4 protein-coding genes are annotated in these 6,980 nt (G+C 67.4%); all 4 read right to left on the minus strand.

Going from position 1 to position 6,980, the window contains the following annotated elements; genetic code table 11:
- Positions 1–41: 41 nt before the first annotated feature.
- Positions 42–3,431: a pyruvate carboxylase gene (locus GX543_RS04390; RefSeq protein ID WP_290850064.1), complete on the minus strand. Its 3,390-nt coding sequence runs from the start codon at positions 3,429–3,431 to the stop codon at positions 42–44.
- Positions 3,432–3,475: 44 nt separating this feature from the next.
- Positions 3,476–4,600, minus strand: a complete 1,125-nt coding sequence (locus tag GX543_RS04395; protein WP_290850065.1) for a bifunctional 2-methylcitrate synthase/citrate synthase — start codon at positions 4,598–4,600, stop codon at positions 3,476–3,478.
- A gap of 2 nt (positions 4,601–4,602) precedes the next feature.
- Positions 4,603–5,541 (minus strand): methylisocitrate lyase, encoded by a 939-nt coding sequence (gene prpB, locus GX543_RS04400; protein WP_290850066.1) that lies wholly within the window; start codon positions 5,539–5,541, stop codon positions 4,603–4,605.
- Positions 5,541–6,980: MmgE/PrpD family protein (locus GX543_RS04405; RefSeq protein ID WP_290850068.1), on the minus strand; the 1,440-nt coding region annotated here is incomplete at its 5' end. The genes GX543_RS04405 and prpB, both read right to left, overlap by 1 nt.

The following is a 6,980-nucleotide window of genomic DNA, read 5'->3' on the forward strand; positions in this document are numbered from 1 at the left end:
GCGTACCAGATCGGTGAGGGCACGCCGAAGTCCTCGATCCGTCAGGCGAGCTGTACCAGGAGATCGCCCGGAGACACTTCACTCGCACCGACGATCACCACTCGCGAGACGGTGCCCGCCACCGGGCTCGTGATGGCGGCTTCCATCTTCATCGCCTCGATGGTGGCGACGGTCCCGCCCTCCGCGACTGCGTCTCCCACCGATACTGAGACTGAGGCCACCCCGGCGAACGGCGCGGCGATCTGTTTCGGATCTGCGCGGTCGGCCTTGGCTGCCGCCGGGACTTCAGGGTCGACGCCACGGTCGCGGACGCTGACCGATCGGAGCTGACCGTTGACGGTCATCACGACGGTGCGTTGCCCGGCCTGGTCGGGCTCGCTGATCGCTTCCAGTCGAATCAGCAGTTCCACGCCCGGACGCAGCGTGACCCGATGCTCGAAGCCCGGCTGCAAGCCGTAGAAGAACTGATGTGCGGGCAGTCGCGATGTATCGCCGAAAGTGTCGAGATGCTGCTGGTAGTCGGCCGTCGGTCCCGGGAACAGCAAGCGGTTCAGCGCTTCCTGCCGCACCGTCCCCGACGTCGCCAAGGCGTGGCGGTCGTCGGCAGTGAGTTCGGCTTCGGTGGTGCGACGCTCGCGGCCGGTGATCACCGACGTCCGGAGCGGCTCCGGCCATCCGGCAGCCGGTTCACCGAGCTCTCCGCTCAAGAATCCGACCACCGAGTCGGGAATGTCGTAGGCGGCTGGCTCCGCTGCGAACTGTTCGGCGGTGATGCCCTGGGCCACGAAGGCGATCGCGAGATCACCGACTGCCTTCGACGACGGGGTCACCTTCACCGGCCGGCGGAGCAACTCGTTGGCGGCCGCGTAGGCGTTCTCGACCGACTCGAACCGGGTGCCGACACCGATTGAGATGGCCTGCTGCCGGAGGTTCGACAGCTGTCCGCCGGGGATCTCGTGTGTGTACACGCGCCCGGTCGGTGCCGGGATGCCCGACTCGAACGGCGCGTACTCTCGCCGGACGGCCTCCCAGTACGGTTCCATCGAGGTGACCGAATCGAGGGAGATCCCTGTGTCGAACGACGTGTTCTCGGTGGCGGCGACGATCGCCGAGAGCGCGGGTTGGCTCGTGGTTCCGGCGAGAGCGGCGCTCGCCCCGTCGACGGCGTCGACACCCGCCTCCCACGCGGCGAGGTACGTCGCGAGCTGCCCTCCCGGGGTGTCGTGGGTGTGCAGGTGGATCGGGAGATCGAACCGCGAGCGCAGCGCTGAGACGAGGGTGCGCGCCGCCACCGGGCGCAGCAGCCCCGCCATGTCCTTGATCGCGAGCACGTGCGCGCCGGCATCGACGATCTGTTCGGCGAGCCGCAGGTAATAGTCGAGGGTGTAGACGTCCTCGCGGGGACTGCCCAAGTCGCCGGTATAGCTCATCGCCACCTCGGCGACGGTGGTCCCCGTCTCGCGGACGGCGTCGATCGCCGGGCGCATCGCGTCGACGCTGTTAAGGGCGTCGAAGATGCGGAAGATGTCGATGCCCGTTCGCGCGGCCTCGTTCACGAACGCGGCGGTGACCTCGGTCGGATAGGGGGTGTAGCCCACCGTGTTCTTGCCGCGCAACAGCATCTGCAGGCAGATGTTCGGGATCGCGGACCGGAGGCGTGCGAGTCGGTCCCACGGGTCCTCTTTCAGGAAGCGCAAGGCGACGTCGTAAGTGGCGCCGCCCCAGCACTCCACCGACAGGAGATCAGGGGTGGTTGCCGCGACGTACGGGCCCGCAACGGACAGTCCGCTGGTGCGCACTCGGGTGGCCAGCAACGACTGGTGAGCGTCGCGGAACGTGGTGTCGGTCACGGCCAAGGCCTGCTGCTCGCGCAAGGCTCGGGCGAAGCGTTCGGGCCCCAGCTCCAGCAGTCGCTGACGCGACCCGTCGCGCGGAGCGCGAAGCTGCTCGGAGGTGAGAGCGGGCAGCTTGGTATGGGGATGCACCGGCGTCGGCAGGGGTCCGTAGGGCTGATGGACGGTGACGTCGGCCAGGTAGGAGAGAAGCTTGGTGCCCTTGTCCTCGCTCGGTCGGGCGGTCGTCAGCCATGGCCGTTCCTCGATGAACGACGTGGTGATGGCCCCGGCGCGGAAGTCGGGATCGTCGAGGACAGACTGTAGAAAGCCGATGTTCGTGGTGACGCCGCGGATGCGGAACTCGGCCAGGGCACGACGCTCGCGGCGCACCGCTGTCGCGAAGTCGCTGCCCCGGCAGGTCAGTTTGACCAGCATCGAGTCGAAGTGCCCGGTGATCTCGCTACCGAGTGCTGCCGAGCCGTCGAGTCGCACACCCGCACCTCCGGGCGCCCGATACGACGTAATGCGTCCGGTAGCCGGGCGGAAGCCGTCGGCCGGGTCTTCGGTGGTGATACGGCATTGCAGAGCGGCGCCGCGGATCGAGATCGTCTCCTGGTGAAGTCCGAGGTCGGCGAGCGTTTCACCGGAGGCGATGCGCAACTGTGCGGCGACCAGGTCGACGTCGGTGATCTCCTCGGTCACCGTGTGTTCCACCTGGATGCGTGGATTCATCTCGATGAAGAAGTGATGTCCGCGTTCGTCGACGAGGAACTCGACGGTGCCCGCACAGCTGTAGCCGATGTGTCTGGCGAACGCGACGGCGTCTGCACAGATCCGGTCGCGCAGCGTCGGATCGAGGTTGGGCGCCGGCGCGATCTCCACGACCTTCTGGTGGCGTCGTTGCAGACTGCAGTCGCGTTCGAAGAGATGGACGACGTTCCCTTGGGTATCGGCCAGGATCTGCACTTCGATGTGGCGAGGGTTGACCACCGCCTGCTCCAGGAACACCGTCGGATTGCCGAAGGCCGACGCGGCTTCACGGGACGCCGCACCGATCGCTTCGGGCAGATCGGCGACGTGCTGGACGCGCCGCATCCCGCGGCCGCCGCCGCCTGCCACGGCTTTCACGAAGATCGGGAACGTCATGTCGTGCGCGGCCGACACCAGTTCGTCGACGTCCGCGGACGGTACCGAACCGGTCAGTACCGGCAGCCCGGCCTCACGGGCGGCCGTCACCGCCCGTTGCTTGTCACCGGTCAGGTCGAGGACCGTCGACGTCGGTCCGATGAAGGCGATGCCTTCGGTCGCGCACGCCGCGGCAAGCTGGGGGTTCTCCGACACGAACCCGTATCCGGGGTAGATGGCGTCGGCACCTGCGTCGCGTGCCACGCGCAGGATCTCGTCGACGTCGAGGTACGCCTGGACCGGATGTCCCGGCTCCCCGATTCGATACGACTCGTCGGCCTTGCCGCGATGGATACAGTTGCGATCTTCTTCCGGATAGATCGCTACGGTCGATGCGCCGAGTTCGTAGGCTGCGCGGAACGCACGCACGGCGATCTCACCGCGGTTGGCGACCAGTACTTTGGCGAACATGGTGGTGTTCGGTCCTTTCGGGGGCTGTTTTCCCGTCGTCGGTGCTATGCCGGGACGCTTCGCTGCTGCGGCCCGTTGTAGGCCGACAGCGGACGGATCAACGCATTCGATGCGGCCTGTTCCATGACGTGTGCGGTCCAACCGGTGATGCGGCTCATCACAAAGATCGGGGTGAAGGCCCCGATGTCGAACCCCATCAGGTGGTACGCGGGACCGGTCGGAAAGTCGAGGTTCGGTCGGATCCCGGTGCGGGAGACCATCTCGTCCTCGAGTTCGCCGTAGATGGTGAGCCATTTGTCCTGGCCGAGATGTGCGGAGATCTCGACGAGGGCGTCGTGCATGGTCGGCACGCGGGAGTCGCCGTTCTTGTAGACGCGATGCCCGAAGCCCATCACCTTCTCCTTGGCGTCGAGCTTGTCGGTGAGCCACGAACGGGCGCGGTCGGGCGTATCGATCTCGATCATGTCGTACATGACGGCCTCATTGGCGCCGCCGTGCAGCGCGCCCTTGAGCGCGCCGATTGCAGCGGTCACTGCGCTGTACATGTCCGAACCGGTCGAGGTGACCACGCGGGCGGCGAAGGTCGACGCGTTGAAGCTGTGCTCGGCGTACAGGATCATCGATTGCTCGAAGGCTCGGACGATCACCGGGTCGGGCACTTCGCCTAAGCACATGGCGAGGAAGTTCTCGGCGTAGCCCAGAGCGTGGTGCGGCTCGATGGCAGGGAGTCCGCGACGACGGCGCAGGTCGGCCGCGACGATGGTCGGCAGGATCGCGAACATCCGCTGGGCCTTCGCCATCAGCTTGGCCGGATCCGTCGAGTCCTCGTCCGGGTCCTCGGTCCCGAGGTAGCTGATCATGGTTCGCACGACATCCATCGGATGACAGGTCTCGGGCGTGCGGGCCAGGACGGTCTGAGCCGACCGGTCCAGCCGACGACTGGCGCGCTCACGCTGGGTGAACTGGGCCAGTTGGCCGTCCGTCGGGAGTTCGCCGTACCAGAGGAGGTACGCGACCTGCTCGAACGAGCAGTTCGCGGCCAGATCCTGGACTGCGTAGCCGCGGTAGGTCAGCGAGTTGGTCTCCGGTGCCACTTTGGAGACCGCCGTCGTATCGACGACGACGCCGGCCAGACCCTTGTAGATGGCGGTGGTTGCCTCTGCGTTCATGATCACTTCCCAGGCTTGGTGTAGGTGAATAGGTTCTGGTCGAAAGCGTTGTAGTCGGCGTAGCGGAGGAATTCGTAGAGCCGTGCACGATGCTGCATACCGTCCACGAGGGACTCTTGCGTGCCTTCGGCAGCGATCGCCGAGAGGCCGGATTCCACGGCGCCCATCGCCAGTCGCAGTGTGGTGACCGGGTAGATGACGACGTTGAATCCGAGGTCGCGCAACTGCCGGGTCGTGAGCAGTCGGGACTTGCCGAACTCGGTCATGTTTGCGAGCAGCGGGGCATCGACGGCCCTGCGGAAGGTTTCGAACTCGCGCTCGTCGGCCAATGCCTCGGTGAAGATGAGATCGGCTCCGGCATCGACGTAGGCTTTGGCGCGGTCGATGGTCGCGTCGAGTCCTTCCACCCCGCGGGCGTCGGTGCGCGCGCAGATGATGAAGTTCGGATCGCGGCGCGCTTCGACTGCGGCGGCGATCCGACGCAGCATCTCCGGGACCGGCACTACGTCCTTGCCGTCGAGGTGGCCGCAACGTTTCGGGTTCACCTGGTCCTCCAGGTGGCACCCCGCGAGGCCGCCGTCTTCGAGTGACGCGATGGTGCGCGCTGCGCTCATCGGCTCGCCGAAACCGGTGTCCGCGTCGATCAGCGTCGGCAGATCGGTGGCCCGGGCGATGGCGCTGCCGCGCGCCGTGACCTCGGTGAGGGTCGTGAGCCCGATGTCGGGGAGTCCCAGGTCGGCGGCGAGGGCCGCACCCGAGACGTACACGCCCTCGAAGCCTGCGTCGGCGACGATCTTCGCGACGAGCGGGCTGAAGGCGCCCGGCCATCGTTGGAGATCGCCGGAGTCGAGGGCCGCGCGCAGGCGTGCCCGCTTGTCGCCGTCACTGACACCGGACGTGAACAGGCCCGACGTGCTCGCGGTCGCGGTCTGCTCAGTCATCAGAGGATGCCCTCCCCGGTCTCGGGCGCTGATGCCAGGACGTCGTCGAGCACGCGGACGTTGAGTCCGCCGAGGTCGCCGGCGGCCAGATCGGCCAGACCGGTGGTTGCCGCGGTGAACCGCACCTGTTCGGCCGGATCGACGACACCGTCGGCCATCCGGGCGAACTTCGCCAGGTACTGGTCGCGGGCGAAGGGGCGTGCACCGAGCGGGTGCGCGTCGGCCACGGCGAGCTCGTCCTCGACGACCTCGCCGCTCTTGAGGGTGATTACGGCGCGGGCACCGAACGCCTTCTCGTTCGGGTCGGCCGAGTGGTATCGGCGGGTCCACTCCGGATCTTCGACCGTGGAGATCTTGTGCCACAGCTCCACGGTGTCGGGGCGTGCGGCACGTTCCGGCGCGTAGGAGCGTTCGTGATCCCAGTCTCCGTCCTGCAGTGCGACGGCGAAGATGTACATCACCGAGTGGTCGAGCGTCTCACGGCTGGCCGTCGGGTCGAACTTCTGCGGGTCGTTCGAGCCGGTGCCGATCACGTGGTGCGTGTGGTGGCTGGTGTGCAGGACGATCGACGCGATCTGGTCGAGATCGCCGATCCGGCCGCGCATGCGGCGGGCGAGGTCGATCGGCGCCTGACTCTGGTACTCGGCCGAGTGCTCCTTGGTGTAACTGTCGAGAATCGCGCGCTTGGGTTCGCCGGCCCCCGGCAGCGGAATCGTGTAGGTCGCGTCGGGGCCGCCGAGCAGCCAGGCGATCACGCCGTCCTCGCCTTCCCAGATCGGTGCGGGGGCACCCTCGCCGCGCATCGCGCGGTCGACGGCCTCCACGGCGATCTTGCCCGCATGCGCCGGCGCGTACGCCTTCCAACTGGAGATCAGTCCCTTGCGAGACTGACGGGTGGCGGTCGTCAGATGCAGTGCCTGTCCGACGGCCTGGTAGATGGTGTCGACGTCGAGGCCGAGCATGGTGCCGATCCCTGCTGCGGCCGACGGTCCGAGATGCGCGACGTGGTCGATCTTGTGCTCGTGCAGGCACATGCCGCGCACCAGGTCGATCTGGACCTCGTAGGCGGTGGCGAGGCCGCGGATCAGATCGTTCCCGCTGGCGCCGGTGCGCTGCGCCACGGCGACGAGCGGCGGGATGTTGTCGCCCGGGTGTGAGTACTCGGCGGCGAGGAACGTGTCGTGGAAGTCGAGTTCGCGGACGGCGACGCCGTTCGCCCACGCGGCCCATTCGGGTGCGTACTGACCCTCGATGCCGAACACGGTGGAGCCGCCCTCGAGGGGACGGGCCTGTGCCTGGCTGCGGGCGCTGGTGACTGGTCGGCGGGCGACCGACGCCGCGCTGACGGCGGCGTTGTCGATGATGCGGTTGACGATCATCTCGGCGGTATCGGCCGGGACCTCCACCGGATCGACGGCGACTTGAGCGATCTTGTAGGC

This window comes from Gordonia sp. (in: high G+C Gram-positive bacteria) (assembly GCF_012515855.1).
Lineage (GTDB): Bacteria > Actinomycetota > Actinomycetes > Mycobacteriales > Mycobacteriaceae > Gordonia.